This is a genomic window from Sphingomonas sandaracina (assembly GCF_036663695.1).
In the GTDB taxonomy this organism is placed as follows: domain Bacteria; phylum Pseudomonadota; class Alphaproteobacteria; order Sphingomonadales; family Sphingomonadaceae; genus Sphingomonas.
The window spans coordinates 104,699-126,306 of the sequence record NZ_JAXOJK010000003.1 but is presented as its reverse complement, the minus strand read 5'-3'; the positions used below and the strand labels follow the sequence as shown (position 1 = coordinate 126,306).

The following is a 21,608-nucleotide window of genomic DNA, read 5'->3' as shown; positions in this document are numbered from 1 at the left end:
CTTTGGCATCGGACGTCAACCCGAGAGGGGGCGATTAGCTCAGTTGGTAGAGCGTCTCGTTTACACCGAGAATGTCGGCGGTTCGAGCCCGTCATCGCCCACCATCCCTATAGTTCGCGGACCAACCGCACTGCGACCGCGATCCAGGCCGGGTTTGCGATCTCCAGCGCTTGCGTGCCTGCGCCCGGCGGCAGGACGGTCACGGCACGATCGCATCCGACAAGCCGTCCGAACGCGAACCGTCCTGCCGATCGAGGGACGAGCACGTCGCGATTCAACGCGCTCGCGAAATCGTCCGGGCTCAGCGTCGCGGCCCAGATCACGTCCCCCGCCCGGTAATCGCCGATACCCCCGGCTACCGTCACTGCGATCTGGCCGGGAGCGACCTGTGGGGGCGGCACGGCCGTGGTCCGGCGCGGCGCGCGGACGTCACGACCATCGAGGATCGCGGTGACGGGCAGGTCGACCCGGTCGGGCAGCGTCACGAGGTCGCTCGCCGCAACGCCCAATGCGGCGGCAATCCGGTTGAGCCAGCCGATCGACACGGTGCGCGTGCCGGTTTCCAGACGACCGATCGTCTGCGCGGTCGTCGGCGGATCGCAGCGCCGGGCGACGTCTTCCAGCGTCAGTCCCTTGGCGCGACGAACTTCGCGAATAGCCGTGATCATCGTAACGCTCCAAACCAGATGGGTTATTATCCTGTCCTACAACCCTGCAGATATGGCAACCGCGAACCGCAACGGGAGATGGCGGAATGCGCGAATTGGTAGAGCGGTCGATCGACTCGCAGGGTGTTCCACAGCCGCTAAACGCAGGTCGCGGGCGCACCGTGACCGTCAACCTCGCCGAATCACCGCTTGGCTGGCTGCGGTCACGCGCGCTGATCGATGCGGCGCAGTTCGAGGCGGGGGAGCGGTTGCGGGCGGATTACGAACGCGCGTCGATCGCCCCCAGCGTGACGATGCGCTGGGTCGAGCGGGTCGATGGCGGCCGGGATGACGGGCTCGATCCCACGTCTGCGCAGATCGCGGCGAAACGCCGGTTCGACGCGGCGATGGCGGCGGCGGGTCCGGGACTGGCCGATATCCTGTGGCGGGTGGTCTGCGCGGGGGAGGGACTGCCCGTGGCCGAGAAGGCGTTGCAATGGCCGGCACGGGCGGGCCGGCTGGTGCTGACGCTCGCGCTGGATCGGCTCGCGCTGCATTACGGGATTCGTTAGGCGCTCGCATTGACGCTCAGGCGTGACTAGATGGCCGGCATGCGCTTCGATCTCGTCAAATGTCATGGGTCCGGTAACGACTTTCCGCTGATCGACGCGCGTGCGTCGTCGCTTGGGGATGCAGACTGGGCCGCCGTCGCACGGGCGTTGGCGGATCGGGACGGACTGGTTGGCGGCGATGGGCTGTTGCTGCTGACGGACGGTGATGAGAGCCATGCGTTCGGCATGCGGATGTTCAATTCGGATGGCAGCGAGTCGGAGACGTGCCTGAACGGGTTGCGCTGCGTCGCGCGCGCCGGGTTCGCGGCGACGGGCTCGACGTCCGCGATGGCGCTCTTGAAGACGAGCGACGCGGCCGTGGAGCGCGATGCGGATATTGCCGATGGTGTGTTCACCGTGCGCGAGATCGCCGGGCCGGCGTCTCTGGATGTCGCGGCCTGGCCGTTGAACGCAGGCGCCGATCGGATCGTCGATACCCCGATCGCGCCGTTGCCGACGGACCGCGCCTTCACGGCGGTCGCGATGCCGAACCCCCATCTCGTGACGTTCGTGGATGCCATCGACGAAGCCGAACTCGTCCGCGTCGGCGAGGTTTGCGAGGCCGCACCCGCGTGGCTGCCCAATCGCGCCAACGTCAGCTTCGTCGAGGTTCGAGGGCGCGACCTTTTCGTCCGCACTTTCGAACGCGGCGTCGGGCTTACCGACAGTTGCGGCAGCGCGATGGCGGCGTCGACCTATGCCGCGTGCCTGACCGGACGGATCGCCTACGACACGCCGACCACCGTCTTCAACAAGGGCGGGCTCGTGCGAGCCGAGGCGAGCGAAGCCGCGATGGTCACGCTGTCGGGCAATGCGACGTTCGAGTGGAGCGGGTCGATCGATGTCGATCTCGCGACCGCGGTGGCGAGCGACCTGACGATAACGCGGCGGCATGACGATGAAATCGCGGCCTGGGCGGGCCTTCTCGCGACGATCTGAACGCCGGCTGCGTCCTTCTTCCGGCGCGTCCGTATCTCCCGCAGTGGCGCCGCACACCGGCTCCGCACGCAGGAGAGAAGCCATGAACCACGTCATTCGTACCGCGATCGTCGCCGCCGCCATCGCCGTCAGCGGCAGCGCCATCGTCGCAGCGCAGACCAACCCGATGGTCGGCGGCGCCGCGATGTATCCGACCAAGACCATCGTCGAGAACGCCGTCAATTCGAAGGACCACACGACGCTGGTCGCCGCGGTCAAGGCCGCCGGCCTGGTCGAGACGCTGTCGGGCCCGGGTCCGTTCACCGTGTTCGCCCCGACCAACGCTGCGTTCAAGAAGCTGCCGGCCGGCACCGTCGACACGCTGCTCAAGCCCGAGAACAAGGCGCAGCTCAGCAGCGTCCTGACCTATCATGTCGTCCCCGGCACGATCACCGCCGCCGACATCGCCGCCAAGGCGAAGGCCAACGGCGGCACCGCGACGTACACCACCGTGCAGGGTGGCACGCTGTCGTTCAAGAAGGTCGGCACCGGCTGGGGCATCATGGACGGCAAGGGTCACAGGGGCCGTATCACGATCGCCAACGTCATGCAGTCGAACGGCGTGATCCACGTCGTCGACACGGTGATGCTGCCGTAATCACGCTGTACGCGAGATAGCTGCCTCGATTTCCCCGCGAGGTGGTGAGCGTCGGGCCCGTTACCGAAAGGTAGCGGGCCCGACTGCGTTTGGGCGCCGTCGCCCCAGTCCCGTCAGTCCCGTCATCCTGACGAAAGTCAGGATCCAGAGCCACGAAAGGCTGACGCTCGTTACCCTGGATCCTGACTTTCGTCAGGATGACGGACGGTTCAGCTGATCAGCAAACCCGCAAGCGCCGCCGACATCAGGTTCGCCAGACTCCCCGCCGCCAGCGCCCGCAAGCCAAGCTTCGCGATCATCGGACGCTGGTTAGGTGCCAGGCTCCCCGTCACCGCCATCTGGATCGCGATCGACGAAAAGTTCGCGAACCCGCACAGCGAGAAGGTGATCACGGCGATCGTTCGCGGGCTAAGGCCCTGCTGCGTACCGAGCGAGATATACGCGACGAACTCGTTCAACACGATCTTCTGCCCGAACAGCCCGCCGGCGATCCCGGCTTCGTTCCACGGCACGTTGAGCAGGAACATGATCGGCGCGAAGACATAGCCGAGCAGTCCCTGGAAGCTCAGGCCCGGCAAGCCGATCATGTTGCCGAGCCCGCCTAGCAACCCGTTTGCGAGCGCGACGAGCGCGACGAACGCCAGCACCATCGCGCCGACCGCGACGGCGAGGCGCACGCCGGTCTGTGCCCCCTGCGCGGCGGCCATGATCAAATTGGCGGGCTTTTCCTCGTCGTGCGTGGCTTGCGGCATGGGCTCGCCCGCCGACGATTCACCCGGCAGGTCGCCCAGTGCGAGTTCGCCCTCGGGCGGCATCACGCGGTCGGGCATGATGATCTTCGCCATCAGGATACCGCCCGGCGCCGCCATGAAGCTCGCCGCCAGCAGGTAATCGATGCGGATGCCCATCGACGCATAGGCGGCGAGGATAGTGCCCGCGACGCCAGCCATGCCGCTGGTCATTACCGTGAACAACTGCGCGGGGGTGAGCCCTGCCAGATACGGCCGGATTACGAGCGGCGATTCACTCTGGCCGACGAAGATGTTCGCCGCCGCGCACAGCGATTCGACCTTCGAGACCCCGATGACCTTCTCGATCCCGCCGCCGACCCATCGCACCACGAACTGCATGATGCCGAGATAATAGAGGATCGAGACCAGGCTCGCGAAGAAGATGATCACCGGCAGCGCGGCGATCGCAAAGCTCTGCCCGCCGATCTCGGGCGTCGCCATCTTGCCGAACAGGAACTCGGTGCCCTTCTGCGAATAGCCGAGCAGATTGGCGACGCCGCCCGACATGCTGCCGAGCACGACCTTGCCGAAGCTCGAATACAGCACGAGCACCGCGATCCCCGCCTGCAGCGCGAAGGCGGCGCCGACGATCCGCAGGCGGATCGCGCGGCGGTCGCTCGACAGCAGCACGGCGATGCCGAGGATGACGGCGATGCCTGCAAGGCCGATGACTAGTCTTTCCATGGACGCCCTGCGCTTTGTATCGGATCACACGCGCCGCCCCCCGGCCGCGCAAGCGTCGGACATGACACGCGCGCGCCGTGCTCGCCAGTCATTTGCGTGCAGCTGGTCATTTGACGGCGCGCGCGATTTCGCTAGCGTCCCCGGCGATGGATAAGCCTCCCCCCAGCAATCATGCCGCCGCGTTCCCGCGTTCGCTCTTCGTTTTTTCGGTCCTGTACGGCGGCATGGTGTGCATCGCCGGCGTGCTGGGGGTGAAGCAGGTCGCGCTCGGCCCGCTTGCGGTGGAGGCGGGCATCTTCGGCTTCCTGTTGCTGGTGGTCCTGAGCAGCGCGATTTCCGAACTCCACGGCCAGAAGACCGCGACGTTCCTGGTCCGTCTCGGGTTCATTCCGCTGCTGGTGTCGGCGGCGCTGATCCACCTGGTGCTAGCCCTGCCGCACGATCCGGGCATGTACCCCCCCGCTGTCGACGCCTTCCCGATCGTCGTCGGCCAAAGCTCGCGGATGATGATTGCGGGGCTGATCTCCTACGGCATCTCGCAGACGCTCAACGTGCTGATCTTCTCGAAGCTGTCGGGACAGGTCGGCAGCGGCGAGGGCAAGCTGGTGTGGCTGCGCGGCATGATCGCGAGCATCATTTCGCAGATCATCGATACCATCCTGTTCATCACCATCTCGTTCCTCGGCGAACGCCCGATTCTGGCATTGATGGAAGGCCAGATGCTGACCAAGGTCGTGCTGTCGATCGTGCTGGTGCCCTTCATGATCACGTTCTTCGTGAGGCTGGGGCGGCGGCTGGACCGGGTGTAACCCCCTCCCGTCATCCTGACGCCCCCCTCGGTCATCCTGACGCCCCCCCTCCGTCATCCTGACGAAAGTCAGGACCCAGAGCCACGAGGGACGCGTTCGTGATCCTGGGTCCTGACTTTCGTCAGGATGACGGGATGGGTGAGACGCGGTGATGCTTTCGCTAGCCCCTCGCACTGGCTAAGGGATCGGCATGACCGATCACACGCCCGATCCCGCCCTGCTCGCCAAGGCGGAAACGCTCACCGAGGCGCTGCCGTATCTGCAGCGCTACGCCGGCAAGACGTTCGTCGTGAAATACGGCGGCCACGCGATGGGCGACCCCGAATTGCAGCGCGATTTCGCCGAGGACATGGTGCTGCTGAAGGCGGTCGGCATCAACCCGGTCGTCGTGCACGGCGGCGGCCCGCAGATCGGCGCGATGCTCAAGCGGCTGGGCGTCGAATCACGCTTCGTCGACGGCCTGCGCGTCACCGATGCGGAGACCGCGCAGATCGCCGAAATGGTCCTGGCGGGCTCGATCAACAAGGAAATCGTCGGCTGGATCGGCCAGGCCGGCGGTCGCGCGGTCGGCATCTCGGGCAAGGACGCCGGCCTCGTCCTCGCGCAGAAAGTCGGCCACGGCCGCGAGCCCGACAAGCTCCAGGGGATCGAGCGGCACGTCGATCTCGGCTTCGTCGGCGAGCCGATCGCGGTCGACCGGACGATCCTCGATACGCTGATCGCCGCCGACATCATCCCGGTGATCGCGCCGATCGGCATCGGCGCGGACGGTCACACCTACAACATCAACGCGGACACGATGGCGGGCGCGATAGCGGCTGCGATGGGGGCGGCGCGCTTCTTCCTGCTGACCGATATCGTCGGCGTGCTCGACAAGGAGGGCGAACTGCTGACCGACCTCGATCCCGCGCGGATCGCCGAACTGCGCGCCGACGGCACCGTGACCGGCGGCATGATCCCGAAGCTCGACACCTGCGTCGCGGCGGTCGAATCGGGTGTCGACGCCGCGGTCATCATCGACGGCCGCGTCCCCCACGCGATGCTGCTGGAGATCTTCACCAAGCAGGGCGCGGGCACGTTGGTCAGCGCGAACGGGCGCTCGCGGTAAGGGGCAGCCTCTCACTCCCGTCATCCTGACGAAAGTCAGGATCCAGAGCCACGAGGGTAACGCGTGTGGCTCTGGATCCCGGGTCAAGCCGAGGATGACGGGGGCGTCCAATGCGGCTCGAATCATTCGGTCGCAGGCCAGCGACATCACAGGCCTTCTCGTTCTCCCCCCGCCACCTTATATCGGCAATACACCAGCGGAGACCCTTGCCTTGATCGCCCTTCTTCAGATCGTCCAGTTGCTGCTCAACCTCGTCTGGTGGGTCATCGTCATCCAGGCGGTGCTGTCGTGGCTGATCGCGTTCAACGTCATCAACACGCACAGCGATTTCGTCCGTACGGTCTGGAACGCGCTGCAGAAGATCACCGAGCCGCTCTATCGCCCGATCCGCCGGGTGCTTCCCGATTTCGGCGCGCTCGACCTGTCGCCGCTGGTCGTGCTGCTGATCCTTTACATCCTGACCAACATCGTTATCCCGAACATCGCGCAGAACTACCTCGTCGCAGCCTATTGATCGGGCAGTCGGCTTGGCGCGTGGTCGATGACGGCCTCGCGATCGCCGTCCGGGTAACGCCGCGCGGTGGCCGCGACGCGCTCGCTGCCGGAACTACCGAACATTTCGCCGCGAGACTGGCGGCGGCACCCGTCGATGGCGCCGCCAATGCCGCGCTGGTCGCGCTCGTCGCCAAGACTTTCGGCGTGCCCAAGCGTGCCGTAAAGATCATCGCTGGCGAAACCGCCCGCCTGAAGCGCCTGCATATCGCCGGCGACTCCACCGTACTGGCGGAAATCGCCGCCGCGCTCTATGGGCCGCGGGCATGAGCGCGACCATCATCGACGGCAAGGCCTTCGCCGCCGGCCTCCGGGCCCGTATCGCAGACGGCGTCACCGCCTTTCGCGCACAGGCAGGCCGCGCGCCCGGACTGGCCGTGGTACTGGTCGGCGAGGATCCCGCCTCCAACGTCTATGTCCGATCGAAGGGCAGGGCGACGCGCGAGGCCGGGATGGAGAGCATCGAGCACCGCCTCCCCGCCGACGTGCCCGCCGAAGACCTGCTGGCCTTGGTCGCGACGCTCAACGCCGATCCCACGATCGATGGCATCCTCGTCCAGCTGCCTTTGCCGAAGCATATCGACGAGCAGGCGGTGATTGCAGCGATCGATCCCGACAAGGATGTCGACGGCTTCCACCCGATCAACGCCGGCCGCCTCGCGACCGGACTGCCGGGCTTCGTCCCCTGCACGCCGCTCGGCTGCGTCATGCTGTTGAAGAGCGTGCTGCCGAGCTTGAGCGGGCTCGAAGCCGTCGTCGTCGGCCGCTCGAACATCGTCGGCAAGCCGATGGCGCAGTTGCTCCTCCGCGAAAGCTGCACCGTGACTGTCGTCCATAGCCGCACCAAGGACGTACCCGCACACATTCGCCGCGCCGACATCGTCGTCGCAGCGGTCGGTATCCCGCAGATGATCAAGGGCGATTGGCTGAAACCCGGCGCGACCGTCATCGACGTCGGCATCAACCGCACCGATGCCGGCCTTGTCGGCGACGTCGATTTCGCCAGCGCGGCCGAGGTCGCGGGCGCGATCACGCCGGTGCCGGGCGGCGTCGGGCCGATGACGATCGCCTGCCTGTTGCGTAACACGCTGGTTTCGGCGGGCCGACGCGAAGACGTCGCGATCGATGAGGCCGCGCTGTGATCGAACTCTACATCTCGTCGCTGATCACGTTCTTCGTGGTCATCGATCCGCCGGGTTGCGCGCCGATCTATGCCGGGCTGTCGGCAGGGGCGTCGACGCTGCAGAAGCGCGCGATGGCGATGCGCGCGGTGGGCGTCGCTGCGGCGATCCTGTTCGTCTTTGCGCTGTTCGGCGAGGCGTTGCTCAAGGGGCTCGGCATCAGCCTTGCCAGCTTCCGCATCGCCGGCGGGATCATGCTGTTCCTGATCGCGCTCGAAATGGTGTTCGAAAAGCGCACCGAACGCCGCGAAGACCGCGCCGCCAAGGTAGCCAGCGATCCCGAGGTCGAGGACGTCTCGATCTTCCCGATGGCGATGCCGATGATCGCGGGTCCAGGCTCGATCGCGTCGGTGATGCTGTTGATGAGCCGCAACAGCGGGCTGGAGCGCTCGGCAGTGGTGCTCGGCGCGATGGTGACGATCCTGCTACTGACGCTGGTCGCGCTGCTCGCCGCCGGCCCGATCATGCGGATTCTCGGCGCGAAGATCGAGGCGGTGATCACGCGGTTGCTCGGCGTACTGCTGGCGGCGCTGGCGGTGCAGTTCGTGATCGACGGCCTGACCGAGGTGCTGCGCTAGTCCGTTCTCCCGCGAACGCAGGAGCCCAGGATTACAGACGTTGTCTTTCGTTACCCTGGGCTCCTGCGTTCGCAGGAGGACCGGAGGGTGGTACTCAGTCCACCTTGAACAACCGCAGCGGCGACTTCGCCGGCAGCGGTAGCGGCGTCAGCCACGCCGGCACCTCGTTGCTCGCCATCCGCGCGTAGAACCCCTTAGGGCTGCGTGCCTTGTAGTTGGTCGATTCCGCCGCATTCGGGCACAGCAGCAGCATCGTCGCGCCATGCCGCTTGATGATCGCATGCGCCTCGTCCGGCGTCCCCCCGAACGCATGCTGGACGTCGAGGATCGCATCGCCGTTGCGGTGATACGGTCCTGCGATCGCGTCGTGATGCGTGATCGTGATCAGCCGCGGCCCCATGTCGACGAAGGTGAACACGGTCTGCGCCGGATATTTGTTCAGCGCGAGCAGCACGGTCGTCCGCAGGCAGTTGCCCGTCGCCATGTTGACGCGCTTCTCATACGGTTTCGGCCGGTCGATCGGGAAATACTGGATCAGCATTCCGGCAAACAGCCCCGAGACGATCAGGAACGCCGCCACCGTCCCCAGCACGCGCACCGCAATCGATCGGTTGCCGAGCAGCCGCGGCAGGATCAGCCACCCGAGCGCGGTCGCCCCCGGAATCGCCAACAACTGCGCCGCCGGCCCTGCGCGGACCTGCCACAGCAACATCGCGCACGCGAACGCGGTGAACAGCGCCACCGCCGCCCAGCCTACGGCCCGGTCGTCGCGCCGCGCGCGCCATGCCGCAAGGATCGCCCCGATCAGGCCGATGATCGGCAGCGTCGCCAGCGCGAATCCGACTCGGAAACTATGCTTGTAGATCGGCTTGGCCTCGCGGACATTGTCCAGCCAGTTGCGCTGCAGCTCAGGCGAGATCCCCTCGGGCCGCCCAAGACACTGCGGGAACACCAGTGCAAACCCGGCAACGATCGCCGCCCCAGCCGCGACTGCCAATGCCAATCGCATCCCGCGCGACGCCGGCCCGAACCGCGCCAGCAGGAACAGCAGCATCCCCGCCGCGATCATCACGCTCAGCCACACCGGCGTCAGCGCATCGCAGCGCATCGCCTGGTTGGCGTTCGACGCGAACAGCGCGAACCCCAGCGTGCTGCCGCCACCCAATGTCAGCGCATAGATCGACAGCCGCTCGGCCTCTGAACGATCCCACACCCAGCGCAAAGCGATGATCGCCCCCGCCATCGCCGCATACGGCAACAGCTCGAGCCCGATCGACAGCGACACCGCGCTCGCGAGTCCAACCATCGCGCCACCACGACGTCCGTTCGTATCGCACAACCCTGCCACCGTCAGGCTCAGCATCGCGAGCTGCCAGCCGTGATGATCGATCCGCTCGGGCATGAACATCAGCATGGTGCCAGTCGCGCCGACCATGATCACGACCGCGAGGGGCCAAGCGTAAGGGCTGATCAGCCGCCGCACGGTCGCGCCGATCCCCAGCATCGCGATCGACAGCGGCAGCAACGGCGCGATCCCGCAGGCCAGCCGCTCCGCCCAGCTGTTGCTCGTGAACAGGCGGAAGAACAGGATCAGCCCGGCGATCGGCAGGTCGACGATCCGGCTCCAGTGGATGTCGAAACCGACCGGCGGGTTCATCCGGTAGTTGCGCAGATCGTACCAGCCCTGGCCGTCGAGCAGCGCGCGGACCTGCATCAGCCGCATGTTGTCGTCGGTATCGCCGAGCGACAGCCAGCGGATCTGGCCCCAGCGATCGAACATCGACCACGCCGCCACCGCCACCCAGGCGAGCAGCGTCAGCGCGATCCAATGCCGATCGAGTTCGTCCAGCAGCGTGTTCCGCGGCGTGGACTGCTCGGGGGGTGGTGCCTGATCCAAAACGCTTTCCTCCGGCCCGCACGCACTCTAGATGCGCGGGCGTATCTCAAGCGTCGCTCTATCGCGGTGCCCGTAAAGAACAAGGCACCGGCGCGATCGCCGGAGGGTAAAGAACAAGGCGGGCATGCAGGCGATTTGGCGACAGGTGGAGCAGATGCGGGCGAGCGGCATGCTCGGCCAACTCGTGCGCTTCGGCATCGCCGGCGGCATTTCCAGCGTCGTCTATTCGCTCGTCTACCTGCCGCTGACCGCGTACGTGTTCCCGCCACGCCAGGCGGTCGCCGCGGTGCCGTTCGCATTTGCCGTCGCAGTGGTGGTTGGCTTCTTCCTGCACAGCCGCTGGAGCTTCAAGGGGCATGCGAAGGAACCGGGCGCGGGGCGGCATTTCAAGTTCGTGATCGTCCAGGCCGCGGGGCTGAGCCTCAACGCGGTCATCACCTGGATCGGCACCGCGCTGCTTCATCTGCACCCGTGGATCCCGCTGATCCCCGCCGTGCTTCTTGCCGCGATCCTGAGCTTCGTGCTCAACCGTCTTTGGGTTTTCAACTGACATGAATTCCAACCGCAGGGCCGACTATTAATGGACCGCATCGTCTACGACCGGATGGCCGCCCACGATTCCACCCACTGGTGGTACCGCGCACGCCGCGACATCCTCGCCGATTACCTGACGCGCTACGCCGCGTTGCCGAAGGATGCGAAGATCCTCGAGATCGGCTGCGGCACCGGTCACAACCTGCCGATGCTCGCCGAGTTCGGCGAGATCGACGCGATCGAGATCGACCCCGCCGCGCGTGAGATCGCCAGCGAACGCCTCGGCAAGCCGGTCGGTGCGGCGCCCTTGCCCGAACTCCCCGGCGTACCGCGCGCGCATTACGACCTGATCGCGGTGCTCGACGTGGTCGAGCATATCGAGGACGACGTCGCTGCGTTGAAGGCGATGGCGGATTGCCTCGCCCCCGGCGGCAAGATCCTGATCGCGGTGCCGGCGCATGCCTGGCTCTGGAGCGCGCACGACGTCGTGAACCACCACCACCGTCGCTATTCGAAGGCCACGCTCAAGACAGCGATCGAGAGGGCGGGCCTGAAGCCGGAAAAGCTCGGCTATTTCAACTCGCTGCTGTTCCCGCTGGCCGCGGCGGCGCGGATCGCGGGGCGGATGACGGGCCGCGACGACAGCGACGATTCACCGCCGCCAAAGCTGGTGAATTCGCTGTTCGAGAAGATCTTCCGTCTGGAGCGGCACATGGTCGGCCGCATGCCAATGACGCCGGGCGTCTCGATCGTGACGCTAGCGGTGCCGCGCTGACAATCAAGGGCTGACAATCAAGGGACGTACCGCCCTCTTCCCGCCGCCTCTATGCCCGTTAGTCCTGAGCGAAGTCGAAGGACAGGCCACGCGCGCAGGTGCTTCGACTACGCTCAGCACGAACGGATTAAGGGCGGGGGTGACGCTTCCCGACTGTCGATACTCCTACCACCCCGGCGAAGGCCGGGGCCCAATTGGGGGACCTCGCTAGCTGAGGACGGCGCGTCGTTTCTCCGACCTTCAACTAGACCCTGCGCGTTGCGGTGACGCCGGCGCCGTCCAGCCTCACCTCTACCACAACCAGTGCAACGGTCCATTTCCCCCTGTCCTACACGCCCCGCCGGTGTCACGCTCGTCGTTCGGCGCATTCAAGCCGTCACTATCGCCTGTGTACCCCAGGCACCGACAGTGCTTTGCACGCGTAAGACGATGAACACCCCTCTTCTCGGCCTGTCGAAGGGTTTCTTGGTGTGACTTTATCCTAACCTTTGGGCGGCAACGCCGCGGCAGCCGGAGGCACGTGCCATTCGGGAAGGGGCGCCTCGACCGGCTCCGCACGAAACCCGAGCGTCGCCTTCCCCTGGATCGGCCCCGCCACATCCGCGACGATATACAAAGGCCGCCGCTTCGACTCGACGTACAGCCGCCCGAGATACTCGCCGATCATCCCCAGCACGAACATCTGCACCGCGCCCAGGAACACCGTGACGAGCATCGTCGAGGTCCACCCCTGCACCGCGCTGCCCGACAGCCAGCCGATCGCGATATACACGAACAGCAGCAGCGAAACGCCGGTCAGCGCGAGCCCCGCATGGCTGGCGAACCGCAACGGCGCGGTCGAGAAGCCGGTGACGGCGTCGAACGCCAGCCGGATCATCTTCGCCAGCGGGTAGTTCGTCTCGCCCGCTAGCCGCTCGGCGCGATCATAGGGGAAGGGCACCTGACGGAAGCCGATCCATGCGACCATCCCACGGATGAACCGCGCCTGCTCCGGCAGCGACAGGAACGCATCCAGCGCCCGCCGGCTCATCAGGCGGAAGTCGCCGGTGTCGAGCGGGATCGGCGTCTCGGTCATCCGCGTCAGCAGGCGGTAGAAGGCGGCAGCAGTAGCCTTCTTGAACACCGTCTCGCCCGCCCGCTGGCGGCGCACCGCGTACACCACGTCCGCCTGGCTCGCCGCCATCGCCGCGCGCATGTCGGACAGCAGTTCGGGCGGGTCCTGCAGGTCGGCGTCGATGATCAGGATCTGCTCGCCCGCGCAAAGATCAAGGCCGGCGGTCAGCGCGAGCTGGTGGCCATGGTTACGCGACAGGTTGATCGCGACCAGCCGCGGATCGGCGGCGGCCAAGCGCTGCATCACGCCCCAGCTGTCGTCCCGTGAGCCGTCGTTGATCAGGACGATCTCGTAATCGTCGCCGACCGCGACCTTTGCCGCCCCGGAAATGCGCGCGTGCAGGATGTCGAGGCACGCCGCCTCGTTATAGCAGGGGACAACGATCGAGAGGGCCGGAGATTGGGCAGGACGGTTCATTCGCCCCGTCTAGCGCCCGCCGCGCCCGCCGTCATCGTCGGATGTTTCTACACCCGCTCCACGGTGTGCACCGCATCCGCCGCGCGCAGCCCCGCCATCAGCCGCATCAACTGCTGCACGTCGTGCACCTCGACGTCGATCTCGTTAGTATGGAAACTCTTGTCGCGCGTATCGAGCCGTAGGTTGATGATGTTCGCCTTGTGCCCGCCGATGATCGACGAGACGATGCCGAGCGAGCCCGGCTCGTTCTTCACCATTACCGATATGCGCGCGACGGCGCCCTCCGTCTCGTCGCCCCATGCCACGTCCACCCAGTCGGTTTCGTTCTCCGACCGCTCGGCGAGTTCGCCCAGCACGCGGCAGTCGATCGCGTGGACCTCGATCCCCGCATCCGGCCGGCGCAGGCCGACGATCCGGTCGCCCGGCACCGGGTGGCAGCATGTAGCCAAGTCGTAAGCCACGCCGGGGGTCAGGCCCTTGATCGAGATCGCACTCGATTGCGGCGCCAGCGCATGCGTCACGTCCGCACCCGCCGAGCCCGGCATCAGCGCTTCCATCACCGCCGCATCCGATAAGGTCCGCCGCGCGATCGCCACCATCAGCGACGGTTCGTCCGGCAGTTTCAGCCGCTTCAGCGCGAGCCCGAGCGCCTCGGTGCCGATCTGCGCGGGCAGGCGCGTGACGATGTCGTCGTACAAGGTCTGGCCCAGCGCGAGTTGCTCGACGCGCTCCTTCTGGCGCAGATGCCGGCGGATCGCAGCGAGCGCCTTGCCGGTCGTCGCGACGTTGAGCCATTGCGGCTGCGGCGACTGGCCCTTCGACCGGAGGATCTGCACCTGGTCGCCATTCTCGATCACCGTCGACAGCGGCACGACGCGGCCGTTGACCTTAGCACCGACCGCCTGATCGCCGAGATCGGTGTGCACCGCGTACGCAAAGTCGATCGAGGTCGCGCCCTTAGGCAGCTGGATCAGCTCGCCCTTCGGCGTGAACGCGAAGATGCGATCGGTATACATCGCCATACGCGTGTGTTCGAGCAGCTCTTCGGGACTCTCGGCGGTATCGAGGATCTCGACGAGATCGCGGATCCAGCTCACCTGGCGGTCGCTGCCGTTGATCTGCTGCTTGTACGCCCAGTGCGCCGCCAGCCCGAACTCAGCCTGTGCGTGCATGTCGGCGGTGCGTATCTGGATCTCGATCCGCGCGCTGTCGGCATGGATCACGGACGTGTGCAGCGAGCGATAGCCGTTGCGCTTGGGGGTCGAGATGTAATCCTTGAACCGGCCCGGCACCATCGGCCAGCGCTGGTGGATGATCCCGAGTACCCTGTAGCAATCCTCCTCGGTCGGCACGATCGCGCGGAACGCCATCACGTCGGACAGTTGTTCGAAGCTGATGTGACGCTCCGACATCTTGCGGAAGATCGAATAGGGATGCTTCTCGCGCCCCGAGATTTCCGCCTCGACGCCGGCGCGTGCGAGCACCGCTTTCAACCCGGATGCGATCTTTTCGATGCGGTCGCCGTCGCCCTGCTTGAGCTGTTCGAGGCGGCGGTTGATCGATTCGGACGCTTCGGGTTCGAGCTGTTCGAACGCGAGCGACTGCATCTCGCGCATGAACTCGTACATGCCGATCCGCTCGGCGAGCGGCGCGTAGATGTCCATCGTCTCCTTGGCGATGCGACGGCGCTTCTCGGGTTTGGCGATGTGGTGCAGCGTCCGCATGTTGTGCAAGCGGTCGGCGAGCTTGACCAGCAGGACGCGGATGTCGTCGGACATCGCCAGCAGGAATTTCCGCAAATTCTCCGCGGCGCGCTCGTTCTCGGTCTGCGCCTCGATCTTGCTGAGCTTGGTTACACCGTCGACGAGGCGCGCGACCGAGGCACCAAACAGTCGCTCGATCTCCTCGGGCGTGGCGACCGTGTCTTCGATCGTGTCGTGAAGGATTGCGGTCGCGATCGTCTCGGCATCGAGATGCAGGTCGGTGAGGATTCCCGCCACCTCGATCGGATGGCTGAAATACGGATCGCCGCTCGCACGCTTCTGCGACCCGTGCGCCTGCATCGAGAAGACGTAGGCGCGGTTCAGCAGGGCCTCATCGGCGTCGGGATCGTAGTCGAGGACGCGATCGACCAGTTCATATTGGCGCAGCACCCGCCATAGATGGGGCCGCGTGGGGACTTTTGGCAACAAAAAGCATCGCATCACTGTGATCTAATGATTGGATGACGTGGGTATGATCGGCAGATTAGCGGGGCGTTTCGCTTCTGCGGGTTATGCGGTAGGTTCGCGGTCGACGAGGATGACGTGATGGGCAAATTGCGCGAGCCATTGCTGGAATGCAGCCTGCCCGCCGCGCTGGAGGCGATGGGCGAGCGCTGGTCGTTCCTGATCCTGCGCGCGGCGTTCAACGGCCTGCATCATTTCGAGGAGTTTCAGTCGGAACTCGGCATCGCGCGCAACATCCTGGCGAACCGGCTGGCGCGGCTGGTCGAGCACGGGATACTGGAGCGGCAGCCTATCCCGGAGGATCGGCGGAAGATCGCTTATGGGCTGACCGACAAGGGGTTCGCGCTGCTGCCGACGATGATCGCGCTGCGGCAGTGGGGCGAGCGGTGGGAGACGTGCGTGCCGGCCTTCCCGATCTTGGTCGACGAACGCGATCGGCGGCCTTTGCAGCCGGTGTCGGTGCGGTCGCATGACGGCCGCGTGCTGGGGAAGGGGGACCTGATCTGGGCGCTTCCGGGGGAAGTTGCCGGGGATGGGGTGGAGGCTGCAGCCGAAGCCGAAGCGGCGGAGTAGCCCTTCTGCTCCCCTCCCTGGAAGGGAGGGGCTGGGGGTGGGTCGGCTTGGTGCTGGTGCTATTCTCGCCAACAGGCCAACCCACCCCCTACCCCTCCCTTCCAGGGAGGGGAGACCGTTGCATTAGCCGGTAGGTAGCGACTCCAGCACAGTGCGGATCGCATCTGGCAGGGCTACCGGCCGCCCAGTCTCAAGATCGACGTGGACGCTGACCATGGAAATCACCGTGTGCAACTCCCCCGTCTGCGCATGGGCGAGTTCGAACCGCTTCGTCAGGCTGGTGGTGCCGAGCTTCTCGATCCGCACGAACGCCTCCACCGTATCCCCGAGGCGGAACGGCTTGAGGTAATCGATCTCGGTCCGGCGTACGTTGAACTCGGTGGTCGGCCAGACCTTCGGTAGAGCCTCCGCAATCCCGGTCCATTCCCAGAACTCGGTCACCGCGACGTCGGCATATTCGAGGTAGCGCGAGTTGAAGACGATGCGCTGGCCGTCGATCTCGGCATAGCGCACGCGGAGCTTCGTCGAGAAGGCGAAACCGGGCCGCATCAGAAGATCAGCCGGACGCCGACGATCGCCAGCACGGTGGCGAGGACCGGGACCAGCACGCGGTCCGAGACGCGCGTCGCGATCAGGCTGCCGACGATGATGCCGGGGATCGAGCCGATCAGCAGCGACACCAGCAGGTCGACATCGACCGAGCCGAGGATCCAGTGGCCGATCCCGCCGAGCAGCGTCAGCGGCACCGCGTGCGCGATGTCCGAGCCGACCAGCCGGTTGATCGGCAGCGTCGGGTAGAGGATGAGAAGCGCGGTCATGCCCAGTGCGCCGGCGCCTACCGAGGTGAGCGAAACGAGCACGCCGAGGACCGCGCCGAGCAGGATCGTCAGCATCGCCTGCCGCTCGCCGCCGACGGTGCCCACGCGAGGGGTCAGCCATGCGACGATCTTGCCGCGCAGGAACGTCGCGATCGCCGACAGGATCAGCGTCACGCCGAGCACGACGGTGATCGCGTGGCCGGTATCTGACGATTTCTCGCCGAGATGGTTGAGCACGAGCAACGTCGCGATCGCCGCGGGGACGCTGCCGGTCGCAAGCCTGCGCACAACCTGCCAGTCGACCGTGCCGCGCCAGCCATGCACCGTCGTCCCGACCGTCTTGGTCGCGGAGGCGTAGAGGAGGTCGGTGCCGACAGCGGTGGCCGGGTGGAAGCCGAAGACTAGTACCAGCAATGGCGTCATCAGCGATCCACCGCCGACACCCGTCAGACCGACGATGAGGCCGACGAGCACGCCGGCCACCGAATACAGCGGATTGATATCCACGCGGGAGGCTTAGCCGGCGCCGCGCGCGGGCGTGTTGACGCCCATCGACTGGAGATACTTCTTCACGTTGCGCGCCGCCTGGCGGAGCCGTTGTTCGTTCTCGACCATCGCGATTCTCACATAACCTTCGCCGTTTTCGCCATAACCCACGCCTGGAGCAACGGCGACATGCGCGTGAGTCAGCAATTGTTTGGTGAACTCAAGGCTGCCTAAATGCGCGAGCGCCGGCGGCAGTGGGGCCCAGGCGAACATGGACGCGCGAGGGCTCGGGATGTCCCAGCCGGCGCGGCCGAAGCTCTCGACCAGCACGTCGCGCCGCTTGTGATAGAGCTGGCGGTTGCGCTCGACGATGTCCTGCGGGCCGTTGAGCGCGGCGCAGGCGGCGGCCTGGATCGGCGTGAACGCGCCGTAATCGAGATACGATTTCACCCGGCTCATAGCCGCAATCAACGTCTTGTTGCCGACCGCGAAGCCGATCCGCCAGCCGGCCATCGAATAGGTCTTGCTGAGCGATGTGAACTCGATCGCGATGTCCTTCGCGCCCGGCACCTGGAGGATCGAGGGTGTCGGATTGCCGTCGTAATACAGCTCGGAATAGGCGAGGTCGGAGATGATCCAGACCTTGTTCTCCTTCGCCCATGCGACCAGCCGTTCGTAGAAGGCGAGATCAACCGCCTCGGCCGTCGGGTTCGACGGATAGTTGACCACCAGGATCGACGGGCGCGGGACGGTGAACGCCATCGCGCGCTCGAGACTCTCGAAATACGCCTCGTCGGGGGTCGTCGGTACCGCGCGGATCGTCGCGCCGGCGATGATGAAGCCGAAGGTGTGGATCGGATAGGACGGGTTGGGCGCGAGCACGACGTCGCCGGGCGCGGTGATCGCGGTGGCGAGACTGGCGAGGCCCTCCTTCGAACCCATCGTGACGACGACCTCGGTCTCGGGATCGACGTCGACCCCGAACCGGCGGCCATAGTAGTTCGCCTGCGCCTTGCGGAGCCCGGGAATGCCCTTCGACTGCGAATAGCCGTGCGCGCTGGGCTTGCGCGCGACTTCGACGAGCTTCTCGATGACGTGCTCGGGGGGCGGCAGGTCGGGATTGCCCATGCCGAGATCGATGATGTCCTCCCCGCCCGCGCGCGCCGCCGCCCGCATCGCGTTCACTTCGGCGATGACATAGGGGGGTAAGCGTTTGATGCGGTAGAAGTCTTCGGACATGATCAGCCTCTAGCTGGAGGAGCGGGTGCTGTACCGCAGGTGAGCGGGGGCGTCATCCGCCTCATTCGTCGCGCCTGCAAAAGCTGGGGTATTCCGTTACCAAACCGCGCCGTCACCCCGGACATGTTCCGGGGGCCACCGTTCCGCGTTCTCACGTCTCTCGATTGTGCGGAACGGTGGATGCCGGAACGAGCCCGGCATGACGGAGAATTAAGATGGACTAACAAACGCTCCGCCATCCTGACGAAAGTCAGGATCCAGGGTAACTGGGGATGCGGTTCGTGGCTCTGGATCCTGACTTTCGTCAGGATGACGGGACGGTGTGGGTGACGGGACCGTGCGCCAGCGACCGCCCCGCTTCCGCTCGCCCCGCGACTGCGGTAGGCTCCAGAAAAATCAGAGGATGCCATGGCCGAAACCCAGCCCGACGCGCCGACTCTCCCCGATCTCCAGCACTGGACCTGGGTGATGGGCCGCGCACAGCAGATGATGATGGAGCAGGGGCTCGCGGCGATGCAGGCCAAGCCCGAAGCGATCCCGGCGATCCCCGGCTTTACCGACCCCGCCACGCTGGAACGCGCGCGAGATTTCTGGACCGAGAGCGTGACGCTGTGGCAGCGTTTCCTCGATCCCGCCAAGGCACCCGAACCCGCGCCCGTCACCGACAAGCGCTTCAAGGCGCCGCAGTGGCGCGAGCCGGTGTTCGACCTGATCCGTCAGAGTTACGAACTGATCGGCGACCACATGCTGCGCGGCGTCGAGGCAGTCGACGGGCTCGACCCCAAGCAGAAGGAGCAGTTGCGGTTCGCGACCAAGGGGTTCGTCGATGCGATGAGCCCGACCAACTTCGCGCTGACCAACCCGCAGGTGATCGAGAAGACGATCGAGACGCGCGGCGAGAATTTGCTCAAGGGCCTCAAGAACATGATGGCCGATCTCGGCCGCGGGCAGCTGACGCATACGCCGGAGGGCGCGTTCGAGCTCGGTCGCAACCTGGCGATGACGCCGGGCAAGGTGGTCAAGCGCACCCCGCTCTACGAGCTGATCCAGTATAGCCCGACGACCGAGACCGTGCTGGCGACGCCGCTCGTCATCTTCCCGCCGTGGATCAACCGGTTCTACATCCTCGACCTGACGCCGGAGAAGAGCTTCATCCGCTGGGCGGTGGAGCAGGGCATCACCGTGTTCATGGTGTCGTGGAAATCGGCGGACGCAAGCATGAAGGACGTCGTCTGGGACGATTACGTCGCCGCGCAGGTCGAGGCGATCGATACGGTGCGGGATGCGCTCGACGTGCCGGCGGTGCATACGATCGGCTATTGCGTGGCGGGAACGACGCTGGCTGCGACGCTCGCGTTGCTCACCGCGCGTGACGAGGCGGCGAAGGTGGCGAGCGCGACGTTCTTCACAGCGCAGGTCGACTTCGCGCAGGCTGGCGAGTTGCAGCATTTCATCGACGACGAGCAGTTGAAGATGGTCGCGTCGCTGTCGCCCGAGGGGTTCCTCGACGGGCGGTATATGGCGACGACGTTCAACCTGCTGCGCGGGCGCGATCTGATCTGGAACTACGTCACGCAGAATTACCTGCTCGGCCAGGACTACGTGCCGTTCGACTTGCTTCACTGGAACGGCGACACCACTAACCTGCCGGCGCAATGGCATCTGAGCTACCTGACCGATCTGTACCGCGACAATCGACTGGTGGCGGGCACGATGACGGTGGACGGCACGCCGATCGACCTGACCAAGGTCGCGACGCCGAGCTATGTCCAGGCGGGGCGCGAGGATCATATCGCGCCCGCCCAAAGCGTCTGGAAACTTACCGAACTGTTTGCGGGGCCGCTCAAATTCGTCCTGGCCGGCTCGGGGCATATCGCCGGCGTGGTCAACCCGCCGGCCGCAGGGAAGTATCAGTTCTGGACCAACCCGGCCCCGTACACGACCCTCGACGACTTCGTAGCGGGTGCGACCGAGACGAAGGGAAGCTGGTGGCCCGACTGGATCTTGTGGTTGCGGGCTCTCGGCGCCGAGACCGTCGCTGCGGACGGAGCGCGACTGCCGGGTGAGGGCGCATTTAAGGCGCTCGGCGATGCACCCGGCGAGTATGTTAAGACCCGGTAGCGCTCCCTTACGTGCACGTCATGGTGCAGTGCACAATTCCATTGTGCGCTGCCAGATTACGTGTATGAGCGATCACGACATAACTCCGAAGAGAGGTGCGTGGATGGTGGATATCGTGAAACGGACGGCCAAGGCCGGATCGAAGACTGTCGCCCTCGCGAAGCCGGTCGCGGCCGTAAAGGCCGCGACCGGCAAACTCTCTACCCGGACTGTCGCCAAGCCGGTGAAACCGGCACCCGAGCCGATCGCCAAGACGCCGGCACCTCAACCTCTCGCGGCTGCTTTTGAATCGCCGCAACCGGATACTTCCGCCCCGAATTCGGCCGCTGCGCCCTCGGGGATCCCTGCAAGCGAAACAAAGGACGCCGTTATGGATACGATCCAGAGCATCACCGAGAAGACCAAGGCCCTCTTCACGGGCGCGAACACCGCCGAATTCAACGAGCAGGCCAAGGGCGCGATGGAAAAGTCGGCGAAGATGGCAGAAGATTTCGTCGCATTCGGCAAGGGCAACATCGAGGCACTGGTCGAATCGTCGAAGATCGCCGCCAAGAACGTCGAGGCGCTCGGCCAGGAAGCTGCCGACTACGCCAAGACCTCGTTCGAGAGCGCGAGCGAAGCCGCCAAGACGCTGGCCGCTGCAAAGTCGCCGACCGAGTTCATGAAGCTCCAGGGCGATTATGCGCGCACCGCGTTCGACATGATGATCGCCGAAGGTTCGCGCTCGACCGAGCGGATGCTCAAGATGTTCGGCGAGTTCGCACAGCCGATCTCGAACCGCGTCGCGGTCGCGACCGACAAGATGAAGATCTCGGCCTGAGGCCAGACCGCGCTGCCACCAGGTGACGCAACTACAAAGGGGCGGCCGT

At 65.8% G+C, this 21,608-nt stretch carries 22 protein-coding genes and 1 tRNA gene; 15 read left to right on the top strand and 8 right to left on the bottom strand.

The window, feature by feature from the left end; translation table 11 throughout:
- Nucleotides 1-28: 28 nt before the first annotated feature.
- Nucleotides 29-104: transfer RNA gene (locus tag U1707_RS09895), tRNA-Val, on the top strand.
- A gap of 3 nt (nucleotides 105-107) precedes the next feature.
- Here U1707_RS09895 and U1707_RS09890 read toward each other — a convergent pair.
- On the bottom strand, nucleotides 108-668 hold the full coding sequence (locus tag U1707_RS09890) for a helix-turn-helix domain-containing protein (RefSeq protein ID WP_332799916.1): 561 nt from the start codon (nucleotides 666-668) through the stop codon (nucleotides 108-110).
- An 86-nt stretch (nucleotides 669-754) separates the two neighbouring features.
- Between U1707_RS09890 and U1707_RS09885 the strand changes: the two genes are divergently transcribed.
- The 3 genes from U1707_RS09885 (at nucleotide 755) to U1707_RS09875 (ending at nucleotide 2,834) form a co-directional block, all read left to right on the top strand.
- Nucleotides 755-1,219, top strand: coding sequence for a DUF6456 domain-containing protein (locus U1707_RS09885; RefSeq protein WP_332799915.1), 465 nt, complete (start codon nucleotides 755-757; stop codon nucleotides 1,217-1,219).
- Nucleotides 1,220-1,258: 39 nt separating this feature from the next.
- A complete protein-coding gene (gene dapF / locus U1707_RS09880; RefSeq protein WP_332800473.1) occupies nucleotides 1,259-2,197 on the top strand; it encodes a diaminopimelate epimerase in 939 nt (312 codons plus the stop codon).
- Nucleotides 2,198-2,279: 82 nt separating this feature from the next.
- Nucleotides 2,280-2,834, top strand: coding sequence for a fasciclin domain-containing protein (locus tag U1707_RS09875; protein ID WP_332799914.1), 555 nt, complete (start codon nucleotides 2,280-2,282; stop codon nucleotides 2,832-2,834).
- 209 nt (nucleotides 2,835-3,043) lie between these two features.
- Here the strand turns inward: U1707_RS09875 and U1707_RS09870 are convergent, their stop codons facing one another.
- Nucleotides 3,044-4,309 (bottom strand): NupC/NupG family nucleoside CNT transporter, encoded by a 1,266-nt coding sequence (locus tag U1707_RS09870; RefSeq protein WP_332799913.1) that lies wholly within the window; start codon nucleotides 4,307-4,309, stop codon nucleotides 3,044-3,046.
- A gap of 146 nt (nucleotides 4,310-4,455) precedes the next feature.
- On the opposite strand from U1707_RS09870, the gene U1707_RS09865 reads away from it, so the two are divergent.
- The 6 genes from U1707_RS09865 to U1707_RS09840 all read left to right on the top strand — a co-directional run bounded on the left by U1707_RS09865 (nucleotide 4,456) and on the right by U1707_RS09840 (nucleotide 8,537).
- Complete coding sequence (locus U1707_RS09865; RefSeq protein ID WP_332799912.1) at nucleotides 4,456-5,118, top strand: queuosine precursor transporter; 663 nt, start codon at nucleotides 4,456-4,458, stop codon at nucleotides 5,116-5,118.
- Nucleotides 5,119-5,308: 190 nt separating this feature from the next.
- Nucleotides 5,309-6,226 carry an acetylglutamate kinase gene (gene argB / locus U1707_RS09860; RefSeq protein ID WP_056053472.1) on the top strand — a complete coding sequence of 306 codons (918 nt, stop codon included), beginning with the start codon at nucleotides 5,309-5,311 and terminating at the stop codon, nucleotides 6,224-6,226.
- A gap of 211 nt (nucleotides 6,227-6,437) precedes the next feature.
- Complete coding sequence (locus U1707_RS09855) at nucleotides 6,438-6,740, top strand: YggT family protein (RefSeq protein WP_060526004.1); 303 nt, start codon at nucleotides 6,438-6,440, stop codon at nucleotides 6,738-6,740.
- Nucleotides 6,741-6,760: 20 nt separating this feature from the next.
- The gene (locus U1707_RS09850; protein WP_332799911.1) at nucleotides 6,761-7,048 is read left to right on the top strand and encodes a DUF167 domain-containing protein; all 288 of its coding nucleotides are present in this window, start codon (nucleotides 6,761-6,763) and stop codon (nucleotides 7,046-7,048) included.
- Nucleotides 7,045-7,920, top strand: a complete 876-nt coding sequence (gene folD / locus U1707_RS09845; protein ID WP_332799910.1) for a bifunctional methylenetetrahydrofolate dehydrogenase/methenyltetrahydrofolate cyclohydrolase FolD — start codon at nucleotides 7,045-7,047, stop codon at nucleotides 7,918-7,920. The genes U1707_RS09850 and folD overlap by 4 nt, the downstream gene beginning before the upstream one ends.
- Nucleotides 7,917-8,537, top strand: coding sequence for a MarC family protein (locus tag U1707_RS09840; protein WP_332799909.1), 621 nt, complete (start codon nucleotides 7,917-7,919; stop codon nucleotides 8,535-8,537). The genes folD and U1707_RS09840 overlap by 4 nt, the downstream gene beginning before the upstream one ends.
- 94 nt (nucleotides 8,538-8,631) lie before the next feature.
- Here the strand turns inward: U1707_RS09840 and U1707_RS09835 are convergent, their stop codons facing one another.
- Nucleotides 8,632-10,434, bottom strand: a complete 1,803-nt coding sequence (locus tag U1707_RS09835; protein ID WP_332799908.1) for an AcrB/AcrD/AcrF family protein — start codon at nucleotides 10,432-10,434, stop codon at nucleotides 8,632-8,634.
- A 124-nt stretch (nucleotides 10,435-10,558) separates the two neighbouring features.
- Between U1707_RS09835 and U1707_RS09830 the strand changes: the two genes are divergently transcribed.
- Both U1707_RS09830 and U1707_RS09825 read left to right on the top strand, forming a co-directional pair.
- Complete coding sequence (locus tag U1707_RS09830; protein ID WP_332799907.1) at nucleotides 10,559-10,984, top strand: GtrA family protein; 426 nt, start codon at nucleotides 10,559-10,561, stop codon at nucleotides 10,982-10,984.
- 30 nt (nucleotides 10,985-11,014) lie between these two features.
- On the top strand, nucleotides 11,015-11,743 hold the full coding sequence (locus U1707_RS09825) for a class I SAM-dependent methyltransferase (protein ID WP_332799906.1): 729 nt from the start codon (nucleotides 11,015-11,017) through the stop codon (nucleotides 11,741-11,743).
- A 481-nt stretch (nucleotides 11,744-12,224) separates the two neighbouring features.
- On the opposite strand, the gene U1707_RS09820 is transcribed toward U1707_RS09825, so the two are convergent.
- Nucleotides 12,225-13,274, bottom strand: coding sequence for a glycosyltransferase family 2 protein (locus U1707_RS09820; protein WP_332799905.1), 1,050 nt, complete (start codon nucleotides 13,272-13,274; stop codon nucleotides 12,225-12,227).
- A gap of 47 nt (nucleotides 13,275-13,321) precedes the next feature.
- Complete coding sequence (locus U1707_RS09815) at nucleotides 13,322-15,427, bottom strand: RelA/SpoT family protein (protein WP_332799904.1); 2,106 nt, start codon at nucleotides 15,425-15,427, stop codon at nucleotides 13,322-13,324.
- 156 nt (nucleotides 15,428-15,583) lie between these two features.
- Here U1707_RS09815 and U1707_RS09810 point away from each other — a divergent pair, with 156 nt between their 5' ends.
- Entirely contained in the window at nucleotides 15,584-16,075 is a 492-nt protein-coding gene (locus U1707_RS09810) for a winged helix-turn-helix transcriptional regulator (RefSeq protein WP_332799903.1), read from the top strand.
- Between the two features lie 123 nt (nucleotides 16,076-16,198).
- Here U1707_RS09810 and U1707_RS09805 read toward each other — a convergent pair whose 3' ends face one another.
- Genes U1707_RS09805 through U1707_RS09795 form a run of 3 tightly spaced genes read right to left on the bottom strand, consistent with a single transcriptional unit; the run spans nucleotide 16,199 to nucleotide 18,618 of the window.
- Nucleotides 16,199-16,624, bottom strand: coding sequence for an acyl-CoA thioesterase (locus tag U1707_RS09805; RefSeq protein ID WP_332799902.1), 426 nt, complete (start codon nucleotides 16,622-16,624; stop codon nucleotides 16,199-16,201).
- Nucleotides 16,624-17,400 (bottom strand): sulfite exporter TauE/SafE family protein, encoded by a 777-nt coding sequence (locus tag U1707_RS09800; RefSeq protein ID WP_332799901.1) that lies wholly within the window; start codon nucleotides 17,398-17,400, stop codon nucleotides 16,624-16,626. Before U1707_RS09800 ends, U1707_RS09805 begins: the two co-directional genes overlap by 1 nt.
- A 9-nt stretch (nucleotides 17,401-17,409) precedes the next feature.
- On the bottom strand, nucleotides 17,410-18,618 hold the full coding sequence (locus U1707_RS09795) for an LL-diaminopimelate aminotransferase (protein ID WP_332799900.1): 1,209 nt from the start codon (nucleotides 18,616-18,618) through the stop codon (nucleotides 17,410-17,412).
- Between the two features lie 408 nt (nucleotides 18,619-19,026).
- On the opposite strand from U1707_RS09795, the gene U1707_RS09790 reads away from it, so the two are divergent.
- Nucleotides 19,027-20,739, top strand: a complete 1,713-nt coding sequence (locus tag U1707_RS09790) for a PHA/PHB synthase family protein (RefSeq protein WP_332799899.1) — start codon at nucleotides 19,027-19,029, stop codon at nucleotides 20,737-20,739.
- 370 nt (nucleotides 20,740-21,109) lie between these two features.
- Nucleotides 21,110-21,559 carry a phasin family protein gene (locus U1707_RS09785; protein ID WP_332799898.1) on the top strand — a complete coding sequence of 150 codons (450 nt, stop codon included), beginning with the start codon at nucleotides 21,110-21,112 and terminating at the stop codon, nucleotides 21,557-21,559.
- The last annotated feature ends 49 nt before the right edge of the window (nucleotides 21,560-21,608 follow it).

Coding starts and splice junctions, on each gene's coding strand:
- U1707_RS09865 (WP_332799912.1), top strand. CDS start 4,456: ATGGATAAGCCTCCCCCCAGCAATCATGCCGCCGCGTTCCCGCGTTCG.
- U1707_RS09825 (WP_332799906.1), top strand. CDS start 11,015: ATGGACCGCATCGTCTACGACCGGATGGCCGCCCACGATTCCACCCAC.
- U1707_RS09805 (WP_332799902.1), bottom strand. CDS start 16,624: ATGCGGCCCGGTTTCGCCTTCTCGACGAAGCTCCGCGTGCGCTATGCC.
- folD (WP_332799910.1), top strand. CDS start 7,045: ATGAGCGCGACCATCATCGACGGCAAGGCCTTCGCCGCCGGCCTCCGG.
- U1707_RS09890 (WP_332799916.1), bottom strand. CDS start 668: ATGATCACGGCTATTCGCGAAGTTCGTCGCGCCAAGGGACTGACGCTG.
- U1707_RS09885 (WP_332799915.1), top strand. CDS start 755: ATGCGCGAATTGGTAGAGCGGTCGATCGACTCGCAGGGTGTTCCACAG.
- U1707_RS09830 (WP_332799907.1), top strand. CDS start 10,559: ATGCAGGCGATTTGGCGACAGGTGGAGCAGATGCGGGCGAGCGGCATG.
- U1707_RS09870 (WP_332799913.1), bottom strand. CDS start 4,309: ATGGAAAGACTAGTCATCGGCCTTGCAGGCATCGCCGTCATCCTCGGC.
- U1707_RS09795 (WP_332799900.1), bottom strand. CDS start 18,618: ATGTCCGAAGACTTCTACCGCATCAAACGCTTACCCCCCTATGTCATC.
- dapF (WP_332800473.1), top strand. CDS start 1,259: ATGCGCTTCGATCTCGTCAAATGTCATGGGTCCGGTAACGACTTTCCG.
- U1707_RS09785 (WP_332799898.1), top strand. CDS start 21,110: ATGGATACGATCCAGAGCATCACCGAGAAGACCAAGGCCCTCTTCACG.
- U1707_RS09810 (WP_332799903.1), top strand. CDS start 15,584: ATGGGCAAATTGCGCGAGCCATTGCTGGAATGCAGCCTGCCCGCCGCG.
- argB (WP_056053472.1), top strand. CDS start 5,309: ATGACCGATCACACGCCCGATCCCGCCCTGCTCGCCAAGGCGGAAACG.
- U1707_RS09875 (WP_332799914.1), top strand. CDS start 2,280: ATGAACCACGTCATTCGTACCGCGATCGTCGCCGCCGCCATCGCCGTC.
- U1707_RS09790 (WP_332799899.1), top strand. CDS start 19,027: ATGGCCGAAACCCAGCCCGACGCGCCGACTCTCCCCGATCTCCAGCAC.
- U1707_RS09820 (WP_332799905.1), bottom strand. CDS start 13,274: ATGAACCGTCCTGCCCAATCTCCGGCCCTCTCGATCGTTGTCCCCTGC.